This window comes from Stieleria sedimenti (assembly GCF_025060895.1).
Taxonomy (GTDB): domain Bacteria; phylum Planctomycetota; class Planctomycetia; order Pirellulales; family Pirellulaceae; genus Stieleria; species Stieleria sedimenti.
The window spans coordinates 3,892-24,715 of sequence record NZ_JANZKV010000205.1; the positions used below are offsets into that span (position 1 = coordinate 3,892).

Annotated in this window: 11 protein-coding genes; 7 read left to right on the forward strand and 4 right to left on the reverse strand. The window is 61.1% G+C overall.

Features of this window, described 5'->3' with window-relative positions:
- Window positions 1-66 precede the first annotated feature (66 nt).
- Window positions 67-1,458, reverse strand: coding sequence for a dihydrolipoyl dehydrogenase (gene lpdA, locus NZK35_RS24975; RefSeq protein WP_259635250.1), 1,392 nt, complete (start codon window positions 1,456-1,458; stop codon window positions 67-69).
- A gap of 242 nt (window positions 1,459-1,700) precedes the next feature.
- Between lpdA and NZK35_RS24980 the strand changes: the two genes are divergently transcribed.
- The 3 genes from NZK35_RS24980 to NZK35_RS24990 all read left to right on the forward strand — a co-directional run bounded on the left by NZK35_RS24980 (window position 1,701) and on the right by NZK35_RS24990 (window position 7,424).
- Complete coding sequence (locus tag NZK35_RS24980; protein WP_259635251.1) at window positions 1,701-2,852, forward strand: putative bifunctional lysylphosphatidylglycerol flippase/synthetase; 1,152 nt, start codon at window positions 1,701-1,703, stop codon at window positions 2,850-2,852.
- Between the two features lie 73 nt (window positions 2,853-2,925).
- Window positions 2,926-6,009: a PSD1 and planctomycete cytochrome C domain-containing protein gene (locus NZK35_RS24985; protein WP_259635252.1), complete on the forward strand. Its 3,084-nt coding sequence runs from the start codon at window positions 2,926-2,928 to the stop codon at window positions 6,007-6,009.
- The gene (locus NZK35_RS24990; protein ID WP_259635253.1) at window positions 6,006-7,424 is read left to right on the forward strand and encodes a DUF1501 domain-containing protein; all 1,419 of its coding nucleotides are present in this window, start codon (window positions 6,006-6,008) and stop codon (window positions 7,422-7,424) included. Before NZK35_RS24985 ends, NZK35_RS24990 begins: the two co-directional genes overlap by 4 nt.
- A 1,220-nt stretch (window positions 7,425-8,644) precedes the next feature.
- Here the strand turns inward: NZK35_RS24990 and NZK35_RS24995 are convergent.
- Window positions 8,645-9,175, reverse strand: coding sequence for a hypothetical protein (locus tag NZK35_RS24995; protein ID WP_259635254.1), 531 nt, complete (start codon window positions 9,173-9,175; stop codon window positions 8,645-8,647).
- Window positions 9,176-9,746: 571 nt separating this feature from the next.
- Between NZK35_RS24995 and NZK35_RS25000 the strand changes: the two genes are divergently transcribed.
- From NZK35_RS25000 to NZK35_RS25015, 4 genes are all read left to right on the forward strand, one after another.
- Window positions 9,747-10,391 carry a DUF6677 family protein gene (locus tag NZK35_RS25000; RefSeq protein ID WP_259635255.1) on the forward strand — a complete coding sequence of 215 codons (645 nt, stop codon included), beginning with the start codon at window positions 9,747-9,749 and terminating at the stop codon, window positions 10,389-10,391.
- Window positions 10,388-10,579, forward strand: a complete 192-nt coding sequence (locus tag NZK35_RS25005) for a hypothetical protein (RefSeq protein WP_095738983.1) — start codon at window positions 10,388-10,390, stop codon at window positions 10,577-10,579. The genes NZK35_RS25000 and NZK35_RS25005 overlap by 4 nt, the downstream gene beginning before the upstream one ends.
- Entirely contained in the window at window positions 10,579-11,922 is a 1,344-nt protein-coding gene (gene trkA / locus NZK35_RS25010) for a Trk system potassium transporter TrkA (RefSeq protein WP_259635256.1), read from the forward strand. Before NZK35_RS25005 ends, trkA begins: the two co-directional genes overlap by 1 nt.
- Window positions 11,923-12,036: 114 nt before the next feature.
- Entirely contained in the window at window positions 12,037-16,029 is a 3,993-nt protein-coding gene (locus NZK35_RS25015) for a hydantoinase B/oxoprolinase family protein (RefSeq protein ID WP_259635257.1), read from the forward strand.
- A 124-nt stretch (window positions 16,030-16,153) separates the two neighbouring features.
- Here NZK35_RS25015 and NZK35_RS25020 read toward each other — a convergent pair whose 3' ends face one another.
- Together NZK35_RS25020 and NZK35_RS25025 are read right to left on the reverse strand one after the other, a co-directional pair.
- Entirely contained in the window at window positions 16,154-17,692 is a 1,539-nt protein-coding gene (locus NZK35_RS25020; protein WP_259635258.1) for a sensor domain-containing diguanylate cyclase, read from the reverse strand.
- Window positions 17,693-18,043: 351 nt separating this feature from the next.
- Window positions 18,044-20,788 (reverse strand): nucleotidyltransferase family protein, encoded by a 2,745-nt coding sequence (locus NZK35_RS25025; protein ID WP_259635259.1) that lies wholly within the window; start codon window positions 20,786-20,788, stop codon window positions 18,044-18,046.
- Window positions 20,789-20,824: the final 36 nt, after the last annotated feature.

Sequence of the window (20,824 nt, forward strand, 5' to 3'; positions counted from 1 at the left end):
GTATTGGGCTAAAGCCGCCCGTTTCGCTGCTCCGCAGCGAAACGGAGATCACCAGAAAGCGATCGATCAGGCCGTGTGGATGGCGCGTTTGTCGACGGCCAATGCGGCTTCGTGCATCGCTTCGGCCAAGGTCGGGTGGGCGTGGCAGGTTCGGGCGATGTCTTCGCTGCTGGCACCGTACTCCATCGCCGCGGCGGCTTCGGCGATCATGTCGCCGGCTCGGGCGCCGATGATGTGGACGCCCAAGACGCGGTCGGTCGTGGCATCGGCCAGGATTTTGACGCGGCCGTCGGGCTCGCCCAGGGTTCGGGCGCGGCCGTTGGCGCCGAAGGGGCAGACGCCCTTGTTGTAGGCGACGCCGGCTTCCTTGAGTTCGTCTTCCATCTTTCCGACGCTGGCGATCTCCGGATGCGTGTACACGATCGCGGGGATGACGTCATAGTTCAGATGGGTTTTCATGCCGGCCATTCGCTCGACGCACACGACCGCTTCTTCCATCGCTTTGTGGGCGAGCATGGCGCCGCCGATGCAGTCGCCGGTGGCGAACACGTTTTCGACGGAGGTTTCAAAGTTTTCATTGACGGGGATGAAGCCGTGGCGGTCGGTTTCCAGGCCGATCGATTCCAACCCGATCGAATCGGTTGCGGGACGTCTGCCGGTGGCCAGCAAGACACGGTCGCACGTGATCGGGTCGCCGTCTTTGACCTCGACGACGCACTTGTCGCCCTTGACACGTGCCGACTGGACGAAGGTTTTCAGCTGGAACTTGAAACCCTGTTTCTTGAAGGTGCGGAGCGCGATGCTCGCCAATTCGGAATCGATGCCGGGGAAAATCCGATCAAAGGCTTCCAGCACGGTGACTTGGCTGCCGAGTCGATTCCAGACACTACCGAGTTCCATGCCGATGTAACCGCCGCCGATGACGACCAGATGTTCGGGAACTTCGGGAAAGCTGAGCGCGGTGGTGCTGTTGCCGATGCGGTCGCCGTCTTCTTCGACGCCCCGCAAGGTGGCCGGGACGCTACCGGGGCAGAGCAGGATCCGGTCGGCTTCGATCACGACCGGTTCCTCGCCCTGGACCACGATCGAATTGAGATCGCGCAGTTTGCCGCGTCCGTGGTAGGGCGTCACCTTCTGCTTTTTGAACAGCATGTCGATCCCGCCGGTCAGCGTATCGACGATCTTCGTTTTGCGATCCATCATCGCGGCGAGGTCGAGGTCGAGCGAGCCGATTTTCAGTCCATGCTCTTTGAAACGGTGCTTGGCCTCTTCGTACAAATGGCTCGATTCCAGCAGCGCCTTGCTAGGAATGCAACCGACGCGCACGCACGTCCCGCCGAATTGAGCATTTTCATCGATGCACGCGGTGTCAAATCCCAGCTGTGCGGCGCGAATGGCGGCGACGTAACCGGCCGGGCCACCGCCGAGGACAACTAATTCGTGTCGGACCGTCTTCATGAGCTTGCGTTGTAAAAGGGTTGCTTGCGTAAAAGGGTTGCTTGCGGAGATTTGCCGAAAAGAAGCTGACCAAAACTTGCAGTGCACTACCATAGGCGGCCGAGGATTCTTGGTAAATCACGGGGTTGTCCTGGAGCGGCCGACGGGGACAATTCTGGCGTGGTTGATTTCCCCCAAGCCCGCCGCCAACGCAACGGGGCGATGGCCCGACGCGATGTCCCCCCTCCAGGCGTTCCCAACCCTTGCCCAAAAAACGCATCCGAAAATATGCCGGTCCGGTGCTCGCGATTGCGTTGTTCGCATTGGCGGTGCGGTTGCTGATCCGCGAAGCCCATCAGATCACGTGGGATGAATTCGTTCGCGGATTGACCGGTGTGCCCGCCAGCCAGATCGTGATCGCGGCGTTCTTGATCGCGCTCAACTACGGGTTGCTGATCGCCTATGACATTTTGGCGCTGCGCTATGTCGCACGCTCGCTGCCGCTGCGACGAATCGCCCTGGTCTCGATCGCCGGTTTCTCGCTCGGCAATAACCTGGGCACGCTGTTGGCGGCCGCGCCGATTCGGTTTCGGTTTTACTCCCAGTGGGGACTGCCAGCGGGCCAGATCGTCGCGTTGATCTCGGTGGTCGGGCTGACGTTCTGGAGCGGGTGGTGGTTTCTCGGTGGGCTGGTACTGATCTGGGTGCCCATCCAACTCCCCCCGGATGTGACGCTGCCGTTCGCGACGCAAACGCTGGGCGTCGTGCTAATCTCGCTGGCGATCCTTTATTCGCTGGTCTGCTTTCTGTGGCGAAAACCCTGGCCGATCGGCGAACTGCATCTTCGTCCGCCGCGACCGGGATTGATGTTCGTCCAAGCGTCGGTGGCGGCGGTCGATTTGCTGATCTCCGCGACCGCGTTGTACCTGGTCTTGCCCGGTGATTCGGTGGTCCCGTTTGCTCAAGTGCTGGCCGCCTACCTGGTGGCGATCGGCGTCGCGATGATGACGCAGGTGCCGGGGGGATTGGGCGTGCTGGAAGTCATTTTGTTGACGCTGCTCAAGGGGACCGTCGGCGACACCGTCTTGGCGTCGGTGCTGATTTTCCGTGTGCTTTACTACTGGTTGCCGTTGCTGGCCGGCATGATCGCCCTGGTCGGTTATGAAATTTTCAGCGGGGCGGTCGCCGCCCGCGAGGCAACGGGAATCGTCATCGATCCGGAACGTGTCGTCGCCCCCGCCGTGCCGGTGGACTCAACACACACCGTCGACTCCGGGCGGCGGTCGGAGTCAGGGGACAGCGGTCATTCACCAGGCAGCACCGCTGCAGTCGACCGCGGCGACTCGGGGGGCATCGGCGACCAAGAAATCCTGCTGCCCGAGTTCCAGGATGACAACAAGCCGGCCGACGGCTGAGAGCTGATCGGCGATCCTAGCTGATCGGCTATACTGAAGGGGTCGATTTTCCTTCCACCTCCCCCCGCCGGTCATGACTGTTTCGATGACGTGTTCGTCTTCCGCTGGCTTGTTGTCCCCGCTGCGTCGGCTGACCCTGTGCGTTCTGGTCTGTGCCGCGGGCGCCCTGGCCTGTGCCGCGGGCGCGTCGATCGCGGCCGACGCCCAACCGCTTGAACCATCCGGCTCTGGTCAGGCCGACATCCATCGCGTTGACTTCAATCGTGACGTGCGGCCGATTCTCGCCAAGCACTGTTTCACTTGTCACGGACCGGATGAAGGCACGCGCGAGGCGGATCTACGCTTGGACACCCAAGCCGGTGCGCGGCAAGATCTGGGTGGTTACCAGGCAATCAAACCCGGTGCGGTCGAGGAGAGCGAACTGATTCTACGCGTGACCAGTGACGACGAGGACCTGCGGATGCCGCCGGCGGACGGGCACCCGCCGCTGGACGAGACCGAGATCGCGACGCTCCGCCGGTGGATCCATTCGGGCGGCGAGTACGAGGTGCATTGGTCGTTTCAGGCGACGACCGAACCGTCGCTGCCGGCGGTTCAAAATCCCGGCTGGTGCCGTGGTCCGATCGATCGCTTTGTGCTTCATCGGATGGAACAGAACGGGTTGTCGCCGAATGCCGAGGCCGATCCCGTCTCGCTGATTCGTCGCGTTTATTTGGACTTGCTGGGGACCACCCCGACGCCGGAGGAGGTCGATCGGTTTGTCGCCAGCGACCGCCCCGATGCCTACGAAGCACTGGTCGATCGCTTACTTGCCTCGCCGGAGTACGGCGAACGGTTTGCCCGATCTTGGTTGGATCTGGCCCGTTACAGCGACACCAATGGTTACGAAAAAGATCGGCCACGCACGATCTGGCCCTATCGAAATTGGGTGATCGATGCACTCAATGCCGACAAGCCGTATGACGCGTTTTCGATCGAACAGCTGGCCGGGGACATGCTTGCCGATGCCACCCGGTCGCAGCGTATCGCGACGGGATTTCATCGCAACACCATGCTCAATGAAGAGGGTGGCATCGATCCGCTGGAGTATCGGTTTTATGCCATGGTCGATCGCGTCGCCACGACCGGAACCGTTTGGATGGGACTGACGACCGGATGCGCCCAGTGTCACACGCATAAATACGATCCACTGACGCACACGGATTATTACGCGTTGATGGCGCTGATGGACAATGCCGATGAACCGGAGCTCAACGCGGATCCCCCGGCGGTGATCGAGCAACGTGTATCGATCCAGCAGCAGATCGCGGCGACGGAGAAAGACATCGTCGATCGCGTGCTGTTGGCCGATGACGGCGACACGACGCTTCAGGCCGCGTGGGCGGACTGGCAAGCCGAGCGTCGGGAGCAGCTTTCGGATTGGCGGACGGTCGCGCCGGATCGAATGGAATCGACGATGCCCACGCTGGCGGTCCTGGACGACGGATCGGTGCTGGCCTCGGGCGACGCAACCAAACGCGACGTGTATTCACTGACGATGCCGGCCATCGATTCTGACAAACCGATCACGGCGATTCGCATCGAAGCGTTGTCGCACCCGACGCTACCGGCCAAAGGACCGGGACTCGCCTTCTACGAAGGTCGACGCGGTGATTTCTTTCTCAGCGAACTGGAGATGTCGAGCGGAGAAACCCCCGTGGCACTCGCCGTCGGCACGACGTCCGTCCCGAACGCCAAACCGGGCAACGGAAAAACCTTTCCGGGCAATCTGTTTGACGCTGACGGCTCAACCGGTTGGTCGATCCCCGGTGACGCCGGCCAAACCCACCGTCTGGTCATCCCCCTGGATCCGCCGACGCGGCTGGACCAGGCCTGGTCGCTGGAGATGCTCTTCGAGCGTCATTATGTCGCCGGACTGGGACGCTTTCGGATCGACGTGACGACCGATGAGCAACCCCAAGCGATGCAGATTTCCAGCGATCTGCAACGTCAATGGCTCGCATCCAAGACGTCGGGCCGGATGTCACCGGAATTGAAACAGGACTTGGCCCTGGAATTCTTACGGGGGGCCGACGAGATGGCCGAGCATCGTAAGCCGATCGACCGCTTGCGGAACCAGCTCCCCGATGATGTTCGCACGTTGGTGATGCAGGAGCGGCCAGAGACCAATCGACGCGTGACCCGGCGACGTCATCGCGGCGAGTATTTGCAGCCCAAGGAATCGGTTGACGCAGCAGTGCCGGAGTTCTTTGCGACCGGTCCCGAAGACGGGCCGAGTGATCGGCTGGAATTGGCGCAATGGTTGGTCAGCGATGCAAACCCGCTGGTCGGACGCGTGACGGCAAACCGTGCTTGGCGTGAATTTTTCGGCACGGGCATCGTGCGGACCGCCGGTGATTTCGGCACGCAAAGTGAGCCGCCCTCGCACCCCCAGTTGCTCGACTACCTGGACGTCCGACTGCGCGACACGTCGGCCGACGGGATCCGCTGGTCAATCAAGCGTCTGCACCGGGAAATCGTGCTCTCGGCGACCTACCGCCAATCGATCGGCACGCCCCCATCGGCGGACCCCGACAACCGGCTGCTGTCGGTGTTTCCCTATCGCCGGTATGACGCCGAACGGATTCGAGACGCGTTTCTTTCCGGTTCGAGGCTGCTGTCCAGGCAGATCGGCGGTCCGAGTGTTTATCCGCCACAGCCCGAGTCGGTCGTTCAAATGGCCTACGGCAACACGGCCTGGCCGACATCGACAGGGGCCGACCGCTATCGACGTTCGCTGTACACCTACAGCAAACGCACCGCTCCCTTTGCCGCGTACACGACGTTCGACGCCCCCTCGGGAGAATTGTGCATCGCCCGACGCGATCGCAGCACAACGCCGCTGCAAGCGTTGACTCTGCTCAATGATCAGATGTACTTGGAAATCGCCGAGGGGTTTGCCGACGCTGCGGTTCGCGATGCGGGACGGTCCGGCAGCGAAGCGGAGCCGCGTGACATCGCCCGACGCCTATTCCGCCTTGTCCTGGTCCGTCAGCCCGGCGACGGCGAACTGGACGCGATCCTGACGTTTTTCCGAAGCCAATCCGAACACGAGCGACCCTGGATGCTGGTCGCCCGCGCGCTGATGAACACCGACGAAGCCATCACGACACCATGAACCTAAAAGAACTCACACGCCGGCAACTGTTCGGCGCCTGCGGAATCGGGCTGGGAAAAATCTCCCTGGCATCGCTGCTGTCACGCGACGTGTCCGCTGCGGATTCCCCCACAGCCCCGTTTGCGTCGGGCGGGCTGCACCACCCGGCGAAGATCAAACGGGTGATTTACTTGTTCATGGCCGGTGCGCCCAGCCAGTTGGACTTGTTCGATCACAAACCCAAATTGGTCGAACTGGAAGGGAAACCGATCCCACCGTCGGTGATCGCCGGACAACGCTACGCGTTTATCCAGCCCGGGGCAGCCGTGTTGTCGCCCCGCTTCAAATTTAACCGCTACGGCCAATCGGGAGCCCAGATCGCCGAACCGTTGCCGCACCTGGGCGAGATCGCCGACGACGTCGCGTTCATCCGCAGCGTGCACACCGACCAATTCAATCACGCACCGGCACAGATTTTCGTCAACACCGGCAGCCCCATCCCCGGGCGGCCCGCGATGGGGTCCTGGCTGACCTACGGGTTGGGCAGCGACGCCGACGACCTGCCCGGTTTTGTGGTCTTGAAAAGCGGCGGAAACCTGTCCGGCGGGGCGGCGATGTGGAGCAACGGATTTCTGCCCGGCGAACACCAGGGCGTGCCGTTTCGAACCAGCGGCGATCCGATTCTGCACGTGGCCAACCCCGCGGGGGTCAGTCGCCAGACCCAGCGTGCGACGTTGGATCTGGTCAGCGATTTGAACCGTCGCCGCATGGAGTCCCTGGCCGTCGATGGGATTCGTTCGCGGATCGAGTCCTATGAAATGGCGTACCGGATGCAGACACGAGCGCCGGAGTTGATGGACTTTTCCGGCGAGTCGGACGACACGCTTGCGATGTATGGCACCAAGCGAGAGGACACCGGTTCCTTCGCCAAAAATTGCCTGCTCGCCCGCCGATTGGCCGAACGCGGTGTCCGATTCATCCAGCTGTACCACTCCGGTTGGGACCATCACAGCAATGTCGAAGGCGGGTTGAAAAATCAATGCAAGGCAACCGACCAGGGGTGCGCCGCGTTGGTCAAGGACCTGAAGCAGCGTGGGATGCTCGATGAGACGCTGGTGGTCTGGGGCGGCGAGTTCGGACGCACACCGATGGTGGAAGCCAGCGCCGCGCTGGGACGATCACTCGGTCGCGACCATCACCCCCAAGCCTTCACGATGTGGATGGCCGGCGGTGGTGTGCGAGCCGGACAAACGATTGGCAAAACCGACGACCTGGGATTCCATCCGGTCGAAGATGCCGTTCACGTCCATGACATCCAGGCGACCATCCTGCACCAACTGGGCATCGACCACGAGCGATTGACGTTCACCTTTGCCGGTCGCCCGTTCCGACTGACCGACGTGCACGGATCGGTGATCAAGAAACTGGTCGGGTGAAGGCATAAAAAAAGCCCGATGCCGCGGCAAAGCAGCATCGGGCCTGATGTTTAGGCTCGTAAAGGTTCGAGCTTAGATGTTGGTGTCTGCGTCCGGAGTCGGAGCAGGCGGTGCATCGCTGGCGCTTGCTTCAGCCGCAGCAGGTGCAGCTTCGACAGCCGGTGCTTCCATGATGACGCCGCCATCGCATGCGGCACACGGTGCTGCAGTCATAACAGCTCCGCCACAGGCGTTGCAGGGTGCCGGTGCTCCACAGCATGGAGTCGGTGCGGGTGCACAGCAAGGAGTCGGTGCGGGTGCACAGCAAGGTGCCGGTTCCGGAGCACAGCAAGGTGCCGGTTCCGGAGCACAGCAAGGTGCCGGTTCGCAGCAGGTGGGCTCGGGAGCACAGCAGCTCTTACGGGCCTTCAGCTTTGCACACAGACGTGCGAACAGCTTCGGACGGCTGGCGCCACCACAAGCGGGTGCTGGTTCGCAGCAAACCGGTGCCGGCTCGCAGCAGACAGGTGCCGGCTCGCAGCAGACAGGTTCCGGAGCGCAGCAATCTGCACTACGGGACTTGAGCTTGGCCAACAGTCCTCCACCACACGCATTCTTCGCGTGCAGCTTCGAGAACAGTCCACCACCACAGTTGCCAGCGTAAGCCGACGATTCATTCATGGCGAGAGCCGCACCCACCAAAAGTGCAAACGCGGCAATCCCGCTGACCACATTCCGATTCATTGTTTTCTCCCAAGTGTTTCGGATTTTTTGGTGCGATCCTCTACGCACACTTTTTCAAATCAGAAGCCATATCCAGGCTCCCCCGTTGGTTCCAGCGTCGGTGACCATCACCGAAACTTCCGAACACGCAAGATAGGTGCTTTGCGGAATGTTTGCGGACCACGTGATTTCGTGGATAAAGTAACTTTGGCGAGACCCGTGTCAATCGCACCAACCCCCGAAACAGGACAGAAAATCTGTCGTGGAGGTTGCCCGACGAGGTCGCCCGGGTTTTAGGCCCGCCGGCTTCGGATTCGCGAAAAAGCCAAGAAAACCGGCGTATCACGAGCTTATCCGCGACCTAGAACACCAATAGACACCACCCTTTCGAGTGGCGTGTAGGTCAATTTGTCACGCCATGTCTTGAGCGAAAGGGTGCAAATAGTGGCAAGAAAAGATTGCCTATTTTTCCCAAAGTGGGCGGTTCAAGTTCCGATTTTGCGCTTTCGGTGGTCCGCTTAGCGATTGACAGGCCCCTCCGCCTGTTCCAACGCGGCCAACCGAGCCGCCATTTCGTCTCCGTTTTCGAAATCGAATTCCAACGGTTCCCTGCCGTCGCCCTGGTCGATGACGAATCCGCTGACCCGCCAGCCCTCGGTTTCTTTGCGGAGCGTCCAGACGACTTCGTATTGGAAGTCTTCCCCGGAATCACTCGGCTCGGTCAGGAGCGTTTGCACCCAAACGGCCCGCTCTTGGTCGGGGACCGGAAAGGCTTGGCGGACTTCGAATCGGGTGTCGGGTGAGCCGGGGAATTGAAACGGGCGGCCGATTCGCGTCAGTTCTTGTTGGGCGAGTTTGGTCAGCAGTTCGTTCGAACTGGCCTCTTGTCCGCCCCGACGGACGCGGTCGAGCAACTGGCTGACGACCTCGGCCGGCTGCGTTTGGCCCGAATCTGCAGCGATCTGGGTTTCGGGAACGGAGCGCTGCGAGTCGGCGACGTCGGTTGACTGGCTTCCGCAACCGGCCGCCAACGACGCGAAGGCTAACACGGCCAAGATCCGCAACGGGTTTGCGAATAAGCTCCGCACGCAGGCCCAGTCGCTCTGCCATCGAATTTGGCGAGTTTGGAGGGTGGAAGGGGGCGGGCAAACGTTTGTTTTCCGTGCGGTCGGGTTGGAGGCTTCCATATCGCGATTTTACAATCCAAAGAATGCAGGGATTTTGTCCGTCGACGTTGTGACCTTGGTGCGTCAACACCGCCTGTCTGCCTTGGGTACCAATCGGGCGTCCCGGGCGTCAACATCGAATCGGGCGGCAGACTCACTCCAAGGGCATTGGTCTCGACACAAGTCGCAAGAGTCGAAGTCACCCTCCCTGCCAGGGAGGGTGACTTAAGATGTCTAGATACCTATGCTCCAAGGGGGCGTCCCCGCATCGCAATCGACTCGGCTATCGCTGGGAAAGACTTTCCCGCAAAATGCAGCACCGAGCATATCAAGACCGGTTCGCCGGGCGGCAGACAGTGACCGCCACGCGGCGAATTCTCCCGAGCCGCTCCCCCCCAACACGGCCGTCAGACGCATTCGTTTGACGATCCATCCCACGTCAACGCGATCAAACATGGCCTCCAGCGCAAACGTTATCCAAGTCGATGCCGAACGCATTGATCTGAAGAACAGGTCTCTTGCCGCATTCCTAGCTTGGCTGGTCCCCGGTGCGGGGCATTTCTACCAAGGCCGACACACCAAGGGCAGTCTGTATTTGGTCTGCATCTTGACCACCTGGATGCTGGGATTTGCGCTCGGCGGCGGCCATGTGGTCTATGCGTCCTGGCAACCCGGTGACCGGCGTTGGCACTACATTTTGCAAGCCGGCGTGGGTGCGGCGGCGTTGCCGGCACTGATCCAAGGCAACCGCATGCGCAAGATGACCGACAAGGGCGTCACATCAAGGTCTTACGAACCGATGTGGGGCGGGTTCATGGCGCCGCCCCATCGACCGGTCATCGAAGATCGCACCGATGAGGTTTCTGCGTGGTATGCGACGTACGGTGCGGGATATGAAATGGGCACCTGGTACACGATGATCGCCGGTCTGTTAAACATTTTGGTGATCTACGACGCCTATGCCGGACCCTTGGCGGTGCCGATCAGCGGACGCAAAAAGAAAGACGACGACTCGGATTCGGAACAACAGGCTGCGGGCGAATCCGACAGCGGAGCCCCCGCGGCAACCAGCGAACCCACCCCTGAGGCCAAGGCATGATTTCGATCTCTCCGACCTACTTGATGTATTATGTCCCGTTGATCATCTCGATCTCCTTGGTCTTCGGCGCGACACGTCATGAGGACACCCAGACGATCCTCAAGCACGCGTTCTATACGGCTCGTTGGATCACCGGTTTCATGGCGATCATTTTTGTCATCCTCTTACTGATCAACTGGATGGTTTAGTGCGCGTATTGACGTTGGGTGCGGGAACCGTCGGACATTGGATCGCGGACATGTTGTGTCGGCGTCGGCATGATGTGACCGTGATCGACATCGATCCTGAACGGGTTCGTCAGATCAACAGCGAACTGGATGTCCGGGCGATCCAAGGCAGTGCGGCTCAAAGCACCGTGTTGTTCCAGGCCGATGTCTGCAGCGCGGACATCTGTTTGGCGGTGACCGGAGACGACGAAGCCAACGTGGTGGCCGCCAGCATGGCCAAAGCCCTCGGCGCCCGACGCAGTCTGGCCCGGGTCTACGCGCCCGCGTTCCGCGATTCCAGCACGTTTGACTACCAGAGTCATTTCGGCATCGACGCGCTGTTAAGCTTGGAACAGCTCAGCGCGTTTGAATTGGCACGTGCGATCCGAAATCCCGACGCGATCCCCTTGGAACACTTCGCCCGCGGGCATCTGGAAGTCTACGAGACGGAAGTGGAAGCGAAATCGCAGGCGACCGATCAGCGGTTGCGTGATCTAAAGATGCCGGGATCGGTGCGGATCGGTTCGATCGAGCGTGAAGGCGATTTGTGGTTGGCCAGCGGCGAAGACGAACTGCACGTCGGCGACCGGGTCAGTTTGATCGGAATGCCTTCGGACGTGAATCGAAGCCGAACGCTGTTCGCCTCGTCGACCAAACGCAGCAAACGCCGTAGCGTGCTGATCGCCGGCGGAGGTGAAATCGGATTTCACATCGCGCGCGCGCTGCCGACCAGCGATTATCGAATCACCTTGCTGGAATACGACGAGGACCGCTGTGAACAGCTGGCCAAACTGCTGCCCAAGTGCACCGTCGTGCACGCCAATGCCAATCGACGCAGTGTGCTCGAAGACGAGGGCGGGGGCTCGGCCGACTACTTCGTCGCCTGCACCGGCAGCGACGAAAGTAACATCATGGCTTGTGTCGAGGCCCGTGAATTGGGGTCACGGCGTGTGATGGCGGTGGTCGGACGCCCCGATTACGCCAACGTGGTTGGAAAACTGGGGATCGATCACGTCGTCAGTGAACGTGATGTCGGTGCCCGTCAGATCCTCGGGTTTCTCAACCAGGGAGCTGTGATCAGCCAGAGCCGATTGCCCAACGGAAAAATTGCGGTGTACGAGTTGGAGGTTGTCGAAGGGGCACGCGTCACCGAAGCCACACTCGCCGATCTGCCCCTGGCCGGCCGCTGCCTGATCACCGCCATCCAACGCGACAGTTTTATCCGCATGCCCACCGCCGGCGATCAATTGCAACCCGGGGACATCGTCGTCGCGCTGATGGACGAACAACACATCACGGACTGCCTGGCCCTGTTCAATCGCTGATCGGGCTTCCGGCCTGTCAAGGGTCGCAACCGATGAGCCTGGAAGCCTCTCTCACGGGATCGACAGGCTGGAAGCCTATCCCGCTTTTCCAACTCACAATGCACGCTGTTGTTTATGTCGCTGCACACCCTTTCTGTTTGCGCCGATGTCGGAGGGACGTTTACGGATTGTCTGGCGGTTTGGACCGACCACTCCGGAGCGTCCCACTCGGGTTGCATCAAAGTGTTGTCGACCGGGCTGATCCGCTGCCGCGTCACGGACGTGCCGGACGAGATGACGGTGCGGATCCAGATCCCCGACGAATTACTCGGTGGGCTGGCCGCCGGCCGGTTGCCCGACGACTTCTTCCGCTCGGCGAAACTCGAATGGCTCGCCGAGGGGATCCATCATCGCGTCGGCGACATCCGCGGCTACGACTCGGCCACCTCAAGGGTAGCGTTGGCAAACGTCGATGGGGAAATCGCCAGCCGGCTTTCACCCGGTGCGATCGTCGAGATCGATTGCCGGCGTGAAGCCCCGGTGCTGGCGACTCATTTACTGACCGGTGTCCCCATCGATGATCCGATGCCCCCGATGACGGCCCGCATCGGGACGACCCGAGGCACCAACGCGCTGCTGACACGCAGCGGCGCGGCGGCCGGACTGGTCGTCACCGAAGGGTTCGGGGACGTCCTGCGAATCGGCGAACAAGATCGCCCCGAGCTGTTCGATCTGGCCTTCGTCAAAGCTCCCCCGCTGGCCGAAAGCACGCTCGAGATCCGGGCCCGGATGGACGCCGACGGCGAAGAGCGGATCGCGATCGATGAAGACGCAATCGCAGCCGGATTGCAGGCCTTGTTCGACGCGGGGATCGAAACCCTGTCGATCTGTTTGATGCACGCTCATCGGAATCCTGCGCACGAGATCGCGGTGGAACAAATCGCGCGGCGTGTCGGGTTTGCAGAAGTCAGCCGGTCCAGCGAAGTGGCTCCGCTGATCAAGTTGGTCGCGCGCGCCGAAACCACCACGCTCGATGCCTATCTCAATCCGATCCTGTCGGCCTATGTCGCGCGCGTCCGCAGGCAATTCGGCGGGTCGACATGTCAGTTGCAATTGATGACCAGCGGCGGAAATCTGGTCGGCCACGACGAGTTTCGCGGGCGGGACAGTGTCCTTTCCGGACCGGCCGGCGGCGTCGTCGGACTCCGCCACGTCGCCCAGACCCATCGGTGCCCGTTGGCGATCGGATTGGACATGGGCGGAACCAGCACCGACGTCAGCCGCTTCGATGGCCAGGTCGGGCGTCGCTATGAAACCCGCATCGCGGACCTGCGGGTGATGACCCCGATGATGGACATTCACACGGTGGCCGCCGGTGGAGGATCGATCTGTGACTTCCAAGGCGGACGCTTGGTGGTCGGTCCGTCCAGCGCCGGCGCGGCTCCGGGACCGGCTTGTTACGGCAGCGGCGGACCGCTGACGGTGACCGATGCGAACGTTCTGCTGGGGCGATTGCGCGTGGATCGATTCCCATTTCCCCTGTTGCCGGCCGCCGCGCGTGAGCGGATCGAGCACGTCGCTTCACGCATGCCCGCACCTCCGGAGGCGATCGAATCGCTCGCCGAAGGGTTCCTGGACATCGCGGTCACCCACATGGCCGAAGCGGTGCGCGCGATCACAACGGCGCGCGGTGTCGATGTCCGTGACCACGCGTTGGTCGGATTCGGCGGTGCCGCCGCGCAACTGATTTGCCGCGTCGCCGATGCGTTGGGCATCCGTCGGATCGTCGATCATCCCCGCGCGAGTGTGTTGAGCGCCGTGGGCATGGGCGTCGCCACCAGCGGACGCATTGAAACGGTCGGGATCTATCGCAGACTCGATCAGGTCAGCGCCGCCGACTTCCAGGCCGCGGCCGATGACCTGATCGCCCAAACGGTCGAGTCGCTGCGACACGACCAACCCAAATCCGTGCAGACGCGTCTGGAATGCGACTGTCGCTACGTGGGCACAGATGCCTCGATTCCGCTGACGATTGAGGATTCACCCGAGCGGATCCTTCAGCCCTTGTCCGATCGGTTTCACCACGAACACCAACATCGATTCGGGTACCGCCGCGACGGCCATCCCATCGAACTGGTCAGTCTGCGGTGCGAAGCGACCGGCGGCCTGTCACCGCATGCCGAGCAATGGTTGGCCGGCGATCCGAGCAAACCCGACAGACAGGATGCCGACGAACAAGATGCGGGTGGATCGCCCCGCCGCGACGATCCGGAAACGACGGCCGTGTTTCATCGGGGTCGCTGGTGCCAATTCAAACTGCTCGATCGCGACCAGCTTTGCCGTGGTCAGACGATCGCTCCGGGCAGCATCGTGGTCAGCGACCAGTCAACGCTGATCGTTGAGCCGAACTGGGAGGGTGTCGTCTGTGACGATGGATCGATCACACTCGCGCTGTGCGAGGCGTCAGTGTCCGAGGAGGATCCCCAAAGCGAAGCGGGTCGAAGTGCCGGCGAAGCGGTGCAGATGGAGATCGTCGCTCGACGGTTGCAGAGTATTGCCGATGCGATGGGAGAAGTGCTGCGTCGCACCGCGGTCAGCGTGAACGTCAAGGAGCGACTCGATTTCAGCTGCGCGGTGTTCCGGGGCGACGGCACGTTGATCGCCAACGCGCCCCATGTCCCCGTGCACTTAGGTGCGATGGGGCACACCGTCCGCGCCTTGGCCGGATTGTTCCCCCAAATGTCCGCCGGCGATTGCTACGTTTCCAACGACCCGTATGCGGGAGGGTCGCACTTGCCCGACGTCACCGTCGTGACACCGGTCTTTTGCAGCGACAGTGGCAGCGACAGTGGCAGCGACAGTGACCAAGCCGCGTCTGACGCCAAGCCGTCATTTTTCGTCGCCAGCCGAGCCCACCATGCGGAGATCGGCGGCAAGACTCCCGGGTCGATGCCACCGATGGCCAACTCGCTTGCCGAAGAAGGCGTTTTGATACGCGGGTTCGCGCTCGTTCGCAACGGGGTGTCACACGAAGACGAACTGGGCAAATTGCTTTCCGGCGGCCCCTATCCCTCGCGCAACGTCGCGGAAAACCTGGCCGATCTGCATGCTCAAATCGCTGCGGGACAGGAAGGCGCCCGAGCCCTGCAACAGATGAGCAAGGAGCTTTCGCTGCGGCACATCGAAACCATGATGGACCGTTTGCTGGACGTTGCGTCGGATTCCGTGGTTCGTTGGATTCGCAGTTTGCCGAAATCGGAAATGCGATTCAACGACACGCTCGACGATGGCACCGCGATCGCGGTCCGGTTGCAGCGTGACGGCGACCGCTTGGTCGTCGATTTTGATGGCACCAGCGGCGTGCACCCCAACGGATACAACGCGACACCATCGATCGTCTGTTCGGCGGTGCTGTACGTGATGCGTTGTTTCTGCGATTCGAATCTTCCACTGTGTGACGGAGTGCTACGTCCGATCGACTTGAGACTGCCGACCGGGTTGTTGTCGCCGCCACGCGATGACGATCCGGCCCGGTGCGCCGCGGTGGTCGCGGGAAACGTCGAAACCAGCCAACGGGTCGTCGATGTGCTGCTCGGCGCGATCGGTTCGACCATGGACTCCGGTCCCGTCTTTCGCTCCGTCGCCGCCAGCCAGGGCACGATGAACAACGTGCTGATCGGGGACGCATCATTCGGATATTACGAGACGATCGGAGGCGGCAGCGGGGCAACGGTCTTCGGTCCGGGCGCCGACGGCGTGCACACACACATGACCAACACACGCATCACCGATCCGGAGGTGCTGGAATCACGCCTGCCGATTCGGTTGGTGGAGTTTTCGATCCGTCGTGGCAGCGGTGGCGTCGGAAAACATCGCGGCGGTGATGGATTGGTGCGTGAGTTTGAATTTTTGCGTCCCTTGACGGTTTCGCTGATCACCAGCCGCCGGACGACCGCGCCGTACGGCGTTTCGGGAGGAGGGGGCGGTTTGTCGGGACGCAACCGGTTGATCCGAACGGGAAGACCGCCGATTGATTTACCCGCCGCGACGACCATCGAAGTCGGTGCGGGCGATCGGCTCCGCATCGAAACGCCCGGCGGTGGCGGCTGGGGAACACCGGTGGCGTAAGCAAGTGGCGTAAGCTTCCAGCTTGCGATCCGGCGTTGCCCTCAACGCCCACCACGTAGCGTCACCGCCTGTTGATTGAATGCGATCACAGTTGAGAACAACCGGCCGGTCAGCGAGTGGCCGCCTACTGGGGCGGGCTGACCACCGTGGCGGCCGCCCCGATCGGCGCCTGGGTGCTCGGATGACTTCCCGCCGCGTCGATCACCGAATGATGTGCCGAGGAGGCGGTGATGGCGACGCAGTTGTTGCGTCCCTTGCGTTTCGCTTCGTACAAACTGGCGTCTGCTTTTTCGAACAGTGCGTTGAAGTTGTCGTGGCGTCCGCGGTCGACCCAGCAAACACCCAGACTGGTTGTGACACACAACTGGTTGCCACCGACGTCGACCTGCAACGTCTCGATCGCATTTCTCAACCGTTCGGCAACGTTTAGCGTGGAGTCGTAATCGCAATTGCCGACCAGCACGACGAATTCTTCTCCGCCGAATCGATACACCGTATCGTACTGTCTGCAGTTTCGTTTCAAACAGGCAGCGACTTCACGCAACACATCGTCACCGGCCGCGTGTCCATACGTGTCGTTGAAGGATTTGAAGTGATCGATGTCCGCGATGATCAATCCGAACGACTGGGACTGCCGACGAAACTGATTGGACAGCTGAAAGACTTCAGCGTCAAAGGCGGATCGATTCTTCAGTTGCGTCAAGCTATCCAGCAGCGCCATTTGCCGAAGCTCGTGTTGCTGTTCCGACATTTCTCGAATCGTGCGTTCCATGCCCAGCGAAATCTGGACCATGGATTCTTTGGCCCGTGTTTCCAGGTCCTTGATCGAATCAAATGCGATCGATTCGAAATTGAAAAGCGTTTCGTAGCCTTTCCATTCGGCGATCATCGCGTCGAAGAGGTCGTCAAACTGCTCGTCTTGAATGCCCAGCATCTCGCCGGCGGCCTTGCGGACTCCAACGATTTCTCGGTCCGCCGGTTCGGCCGACAGCAGCAACTTGCCGACCTGTTGACCGACGCAGAACAGTTTGGAGGGCAGGTCAGAGGAATCGGGGTCGTAGGTTTTTAAAACCTCGATCATTGCGGCCGGAAAGTTCCACTTTTCCAACAGGCAGCTGCCCACCTCATAGCGGTCGGCGCCGCAAATTTCGCGTTCGACGTCGACGCTGAGTTTGTCCAACAGCTCATCCAATTCGAATCGCAGTGCCAATTCATCCGAATAGGCGCTACCGATTCCCATCGCGCCGATGTTGAACACCAGCCCCAACAAGAAGGACTCGTCGGCGTTCTGTTCGGCTTGTTTGGCGATCAGCTTGGCTGCGATCGCCGTCGCCAGCGAACGACGCCAAAACTCTTCATAGGGAAAACCCGATTGTCCCTGCGTGTCCATCAGCGAGAAAGACAACGACAGCAAGCGAAGCGTTCGCATGCCCAACAACGGGATCGCCTGCTGCAAGCTGCCGACGGTCCGGGCCGAAGCGACGATCGGCGAATTGCAATAGTCGATCAATTTGGCCGACAACTTGGGATCGGCACTGATCACTTTGGTGATGTCAGCGATTCTGGCGTCAGGTTGGTTGACCAGGTCCAGAAGCCTAGCGGCAATGGTGGGAGGCGAAGGCATGTTTTCGCCATCAACGATTTTCGCAATGTCTGGGTTCATCGTACTCTTCGTGCTCAGTTCGCAATCCATCAAGGATTCTGCTTCTCGTGTTGCTCGATCGCTGGACCGTCGCGTTGATTTTTCGGTTAACCGCACCACCTCGGGTTCTTCGAGAAACTGTGGGCCGCAATCGGCAGGAGCGACTTGTGCCAAGGTGATGAATGAGGGAACTCCGCCAATTCAGACGGCGCGTCGAGACATCCATCATGCACGACCCAGCCCGGCAGCGGGGGGCAACGGGCACATCCCGTCTCGTTTTCGCGGGCGACCGCTTGGGGCCGGGGACGGGCCACCCCGTGAGGCCACCCCGTGAGGCCGCGCAGCGACCGGTCGTGCGGGGCGCGGGGGGCGTTACACCAAGACCTCGGCGTCGATGGCCACATCGCCCAGATCATCGCGCAGCGTTTCGGCGACCGCTTCGACGCTTCTGTCCACACGCACGTAGAAATTCATTCGCGGTACCGGCCAATCGCGTGTCCCGTCTCGGACGATCGATTCGATGCTGGCGCCTGCCCGTTCGGAGAGCAGTCGGCTGATCGCGTAACGGGTGCCTTGATCGGACGGGGGCGAATTGCAGGAAAACTTGATCCGGCCGTCCCCGAGATCGGTCAACTGCGGATAAAGCGTGTCGAGGACGGGCCTGAGAATCTCTGCCGTGTTATCGACCAACCGTTCATCCGGGTTCTCAAGCCGACTGCAGATCCGCCGTTTGACTTCATCTTCCCAATTCTCATTCGAGACGGCCGTGGCATCAAAGGTGAGCACGTCGACGATCAGATGTCGCTCGTTGGGCGGCAGCGTTTCGCCGTCGGTGGCGTGGCCGGCGGGATCGGGGATTTCGTAAAGATCAGTCGACCGGATGGCGCATCCCATTTCATGCAACGAGCCGGCGACCCGCCAGAACAGCCCCGGAAAGTCCCAGGAATACAGCGTCAATCGGTAGTAGTCTCCGTCACGTTTGAGTTCCACTTTGGGGCGTCCGGTTTGCACGACCGCCGTCAAGGCAAAGATGATCCGGTGGGCGCGTTGCGGATCGAGCGTCTCGGTGCCTTCGTAGGTTTGCCGAAGCGAGTTGTCGACGTGTGGACTGGCCAGCAGCCGGTGGGGCAGCAACGCACCGATCCGCTGGCCGGTGGGGTCAAAGTAGTGATCTTCAAACGATCGGCCGCCGACGCCCAATTCGCCATGCAACAAGTTTTGCGTCAGGTTTTGAATCTTTTGCCATTGCTCCGGTTCCAAGCGAATGCGAGCCACTCCCTGAGGATTGCGAAAATCAAACGCGGCATAAGCAAACAGCGCAAGGGCTCGAATCGTGTCGGCGGAATCGCGCGAATGCAAGCGTTCGATTTCCCGCCGCCAACTTTCCAAGACCTGTGGATGGCTTCCCGCTTCGGCCCACTTGAGCAACTCACGCTTCTTCAATAGCAGAAACTCGATCGTGCGGAGGGTCGGCCCGGAGAGTCCCGGCAGGTTGCTGAGATGCTCGTTGACATAACGCCGAACGGATTCGCCATACATTTGCGGATCATAGCCGGGGGCGCCGGACGGGGCGGCAGACATGTAAACCGTTTGAGGAATCTCGTCGGTCAACAGCGCCAGCCGCAATGCACCACGACCTGAATCGCCGATGTCTTGGTATTGACGCAAGAAATAGGCTTCGTCGCGTGAGGTGACCGCGGACCGCTTCAACGTATCGAGGTACTCCAACCCCTCCAACCGTTGGACCGCCCGAGCCGCTCGCGTCAGGGTCGCCGCCCGATGCCCCGGCTGATAAAGCTGATTGGAAAGCTCTCCGAAACCGGGCAACAGCTTTTCCAAGACCCCGAAGTCGAACCAGTCTTTGATCGCCGGATAGACCGGCCCCGGCGACACCATCAGCTTGATCAGCGCCGGATCCGGACGCAACGATTCGGAGATGTTCTTCCGAGCGGCGCGTTTCACGGCGCGATCGATGGGCAACAAGAATCGCTGTTGGGCGCGGTACAAACTGTAAAACATCTCCGTCGCGTCCTTGAACAAGGCATCCGTTCCGATCCGCAACCCGTCCGATCCCCAGACCACCAATCCATCGGTGTCCGGCACGACGACGCCGCGTTCGAGCAGTCGGTCCATGGTCTCGTGACGATATGAATCGATGACATCCCGCGCGTTGCGCAGTTTCGTCAACCCTCCGGCGCCGAAACGATACAAGAACGCCTCCATGTCGGCGGCATCGAGCAACAGCGGCGAGACCAATTTTTCACCGGAGTCCCTTGACCGGTCGGCTGCCTGAGCGGCACGCCGCTGTTCGATCCAACAACGCGTCGAAAAAATCACGCCGACGGCTTCCAAGACGTTCGCCGACGGAGCACCCTCGCGATCAAAACGTCTGGTGCTCCGCACTTGCTGGTACACCTGCAGCGACGGGATCCAGCGTTCGAACGAGTACAACCACATCGCCAACTGAAAGCCGCGCAGACCGCCCTTTCCATTCTTGACGTGAAACCCTCCGATGTCGCCGGGCGGCTGGGGATGCAGCTGATCGAACCGCCTCAAGTCTTGGTTGACCGCAAAAATAAAATCGAGTCCCAACTCGGCCGCACGCCCTCGGCAGACGCGTCGGATCCGATGGTCCAATTCCGAATCGCCGACCAGCAGATCGCAGTCGAGCAGTGCGACCCGTGATTTCAAATCAAAATGTTCGCGGTCTTTCAGATCCGGAAAGGCGTTCGCTTTGACGACGTTTCGCAGCCCCGGAACGCGGGGCGCGAACACCCTCAGCCGACTCGATAGGTGCCGCAGGAAGTGTTGGTTCTCTTCGATGTTCTCGACGATGATGCCGATGTCAACATCCGAGCCGGGGCAGATTTCTCCTCGTCCAGTTCCTCCCAGGGCGTAAATCACGATCGCGCCCCGCGGGGGAGCTTCCGCGATCACCCGCTCGTAGAAACACTTCATCGCATCGCGAATCACGCGCCCGCGATGATTGACGAGGGCCCAACCGTCGGTCAGCCCGGCCAATCGAATCCGCTGATCACTTTGGCTGATCCCGTCGCTCAGGGCCTTGACCCAAGGCAGCCCCTCAAAGCCGTCGTTTTCATTTGTCGGGGCGTTCATTGTGTCACCGGTTTGTGTCACCGGTTTCCCGCTGGT

Bases quoted from the DNA above. Each gene is read 5' to 3' on its own strand.
- lpdA (WP_259635250.1), bottom strand. From the start codon at position 1,458: ATGAAGACGGTCCGACACGAATTAGTTGTCCTCGGCGGTGGCCCGGCC.
- NZK35_RS24985 (WP_259635252.1), top strand. From the start codon at position 2,926: ATGACTGTTTCGATGACGTGTTCGTCTTCCGCTGGCTTGTTGTCCCCG.
- NZK35_RS24990 (WP_259635253.1), top strand. From the start codon at position 6,006: ATGAACCTAAAAGAACTCACACGCCGGCAACTGTTCGGCGCCTGCGGA.
- NZK35_RS25000 (WP_259635255.1), top strand. From the start codon at position 9,747: ATGGCCTCCAGCGCAAACGTTATCCAAGTCGATGCCGAACGCATTGAT.
- NZK35_RS25005 (WP_095738983.1), top strand. From the start codon at position 10,388: ATGATTTCGATCTCTCCGACCTACTTGATGTATTATGTCCCGTTGATC.
- NZK35_RS25015 (WP_259635257.1), top strand. From the start codon at position 12,037: ATGTCGCTGCACACCCTTTCTGTTTGCGCCGATGTCGGAGGGACGTTT.
- NZK35_RS25020 (WP_259635258.1), bottom strand. From the start codon at position 17,692: ATGAACCCAGACATTGCGAAAATCGTTGATGGCGAAAACATGCCTTCG.
- NZK35_RS25025 (WP_259635259.1), bottom strand. From the start codon at position 20,788: ATGAACGCCCCGACAAATGAAAACGACGGCTTTGAGGGGCTGCCTTGG.